The organism is Oleiphilus sp. HI0123 (genome assembly GCF_001635315.1).
Genome location: NZ_LWGE01001293.1, coordinates 1 through 3,241, shown reverse-complemented (window position 1 = coordinate 3,241; position 3,241 = coordinate 1). Strand labels below are relative to the sequence as shown.

The window sequence follows — 3,241 nt, the reverse complement described above, 5'->3', positions numbered from 1 at the left end:
AAATGGTTTTGGTTCCAGACTAATGGTGAATGGCTTCCTTTTAAATAACGAACTCACTGACTTTTCCTTTAGGGCTCACCATAAAGGAAAACTCGTTGCTAACCGTGTTGAACCAGGTAAGCGTCCGCGTTCATCGATGGCACCCACCATCGTCTTTAAAAAAGATACCAATGGCCTCAAACAGCCCTATGTCGCTCTGGGTTCACCCGGCGGTTCACGCATTATTAACTATGTCGCCAACAGCTTAATTGCAATTTTGGATTGGGAAAAGACGCCACAAGAAGCCTTTGATCAGGCGCATATAGTTAATCGCTTTGGTGTGATGGATATCGAAGCAAACAGCTCGGCAGAGAAACTAAAAGACGTCTTTGAAGGCATGGGCTACCAAACAAAAGTGAAAGATTTAAACTCAGGCTTGCATGGGGTGATCTTTACTGAACAAGGCTTGCTTGGCGGCGCAGACAAGCGTCGCGAAGGGCTTGTCTTAGGAAAATAAATACTTATGTTTGCTTGTTGTCTAACTTGAAAGCAGCCTTGGGCCAATTTAGCTTCTGAGGCAGTCTAAAATCATTGCTTTCGCTTAAACTTGTGAGGCTAAAAGCTTCACCTTGAAAGTTCTCATCGGTGATATCATAGCGCTGTCCGAACAAATCAAAGCACATCTTATAAGCATGCAGATAGCCTCTATCAGCCTTCATACCACTATAGCGCTCGTCACCTAAAATTGGGCTCGCTAGTGACTTTAAGGCTACACGAAGCTGATGAGTTTTACCGGTTTCTGGCTTTAATGCAAATAGCCAATAGCCTTCTTTCGTGCTCAGTTCAGTATCTTTATTCAACATCGGGTCGAGCGCCTTGGCGAAAAAACGAGTCACAGCAGGATTAGTTTTTTCTCGACGAAGCAAATAACTACCACGACGCCCTTTAACCATATCACCGGCAACCGCCCCCTGCTTTTTACCTGGTTTCTTAGTACTCAGTGCCAGATAGTACTTTTCGATGGTTTTATTCTGGAGCATTTCACTTATTGCTTTGTTCGAGGCCTGAGTCTTTGCGAAAACCATCAATCCAGAAGTCATTTTATCTAAGCGATGAACAGGGAAAAGCTGCTCAGATTCGAACTGAAGCCTAACCTTTTGCACAATCCCTTGAAGTAGGTCATCACAGTGAAAAGGGATACCAGCTGGCTTATGAACGGCAAGAAGATTAGCATCTTCAAATAGCGTTATTAAGCTTTCATCAGTTTCTGAACTCACCAGCCGGCCTACTGAATTTCTAGTAAAGACATTGGCGCGACAGGGGCCGTTTTTGATTTTAATTGCTCTTGGGCAGCAAAATGATTCGTAGCATAGGGTGAATCTTCAGGCTCAGATAGAATATTCGGCCTAACAATGCGGTGATAAGTAAAACGAAGCGGAAACATCGCTACATCCGCAACAAGATCTTTCGCCATTGTCCAGCCAGAGATATCTTTATAAAGATTATTGTAGGTGCCGACCATAGCAAACAAAGATCTAGATAAGTGTAGATAATCGCTCTTAATGGTCATATCAAGCTGATAGGTATTAGACATTAAATGCAAGGCAGTCTGTAAACGCTGGCGCAAGCCTTCCTGCCCCTCTTCATAAAGGCGAAACATAAAGTCTCTACCCAATGGGGTAACGTTCTTTTTAAACAACGTTTCTTCAAGCGCTGTTTTAATCTCGTCATAGCGTTCCAGGTTTCCTTTTTGGCCCTTACTCATTTGAATAAGAGTCATCGTCAGCATATCAACATCGCCACTCAATACCGACGCCAGGTAACGACCTACCATTCCCCACTTACCACGCATATCGACGGCATTTCCCCAATCAATAAGGAACAACCTGGCATCGAGATCTACCATCACATTTCCAGGGTGAAGATCTCCGTGAAACTCCTGGTGTATCAGAAGATGTTCAAGCATGGTGTATAGGAAATTGTCGGCAAGTTTTCTCTGAAACTTTTTCTTTCGCTTACCACGGTAACGATCTATCGCCTGGTTTATCGCCATGGCATCCTGAAGGAATTCCATTTCAATGATGCGTCCAGTAGCACCGTATAAACCCGGTACATACCATACTGGCGATGCCAGGGCCCGCTGATAGAAACGGTCTTGAATTTCTGCTTCATGTTTAAAATCGAGCTCTTGCTCAAAGCCTTTGGTAAATTCCTTTATCTGTTCTGACATTGCCGCCAAAAACGGCCTCAACTTACTATGAGGTGCCCAGTACTGACTACTGATAAGCATCAGCTCGATGGCCAGAGAACCCATAGCAAACTCACGCTCTAGGTTATGACGTGCCACCTTTACGACGACCGGGACTAGAACCTCTTCATCCCCATGCTGCATTGGTTTCTTAGCAACAAATACTGAGCCAATTGAGCCGGATTTAATCGGGTTATTGACATCAAAACCAAAATATCGGGATTCTGGCTTCTGACCAAACTCCTCATTAAAGGCTTGATAGACCTCGGATGCCGTCATCGGGTCGACATCTTCCTGGAATACTTTTAACTCTTTAGAGATTTCTTCAGGCAGGAAGTCTGAGTTTGCAGCGGCGACCTGCGCCATTTTGATAAACAAAGGGCCGAACTCACGTACCATTTTGGCAACAATTTCTGCCTGTTGTTTAAAGTCTTTTGGGTCTGTTTGCAGGAAGGGTTTTATGTAGCGAATAGCTTTTATCTGTCGCTTAAGGATATGTATGTCGCCACGCAAAACCTGGAGCTTTAATACTATTTCAGACAAGGTTTTCTGATTTATCTTTCGGATATGCTTAATGCTGTTAACGATATCCAGAAGCAAAGGCTCATATGTACGCAAGACTGAACGGACAATATCCAGATTCAGCTCGACAACGCCTTTAAGCTCTGGCGATTCTATCAATTCTTGAAAGAAGCTCCAAAACTCATCAACAACAACTTCAGGAATATCGACTGGGCTGCGCAGAACCGCCTGCTTAACGACATAACCAATAAGATTTTCTGTCGACTCTTCATTGGGGATAATACGATACTTTCGAAGGTACTCCGTCAATGACCTAGAGTGAGATGAAACCGGGTGAAGATATAACTGCTCGAATAAAAGATCGAGTTCGTCGGCTAATTCATCTTGAGTGATCATGCGCTCTGTCATCAAGAGTTTCACAATCGGCACAAAGGCTTTTGGCAACGCGACACTACTCGTCGCCAAGTCGCCAGCCCCTTTAAATACGGAAAA

At 44.1% G+C, this 3,241-nt stretch carries 3 protein-coding genes; 1 reads left to right on the top strand and 2 read right to left on the bottom strand.

The features are described 5' to 3' along the window. A partial coding sequence (locus A3761_RS15630) for a gamma-glutamyltransferase (RefSeq protein WP_197473063.1) occupies positions 1 to 496 on the top strand: 496 nt, incomplete at its 5' end. A gap of 4 nt (positions 497 to 500) precedes the next feature. Here the strand turns inward: A3761_RS15630 and A3761_RS15625 are convergent. Beyond that, positions 501 to 1,256 (bottom strand): pseudouridine synthase, encoded by a 756-nt coding sequence (locus A3761_RS15625; RefSeq protein ID WP_197470047.1) that lies wholly within the window; start codon positions 1,254 to 1,256, stop codon positions 501 to 503. A gap of 8 nt (positions 1,257 to 1,264) precedes the next feature. After that, positions 1,265 to 3,241, bottom strand: a 1,977-nt coding sequence (locus A3761_RS15620; protein ID WP_068750459.1) for an AarF/UbiB family protein, incomplete at its 5' end; no start/stop codon positions are given.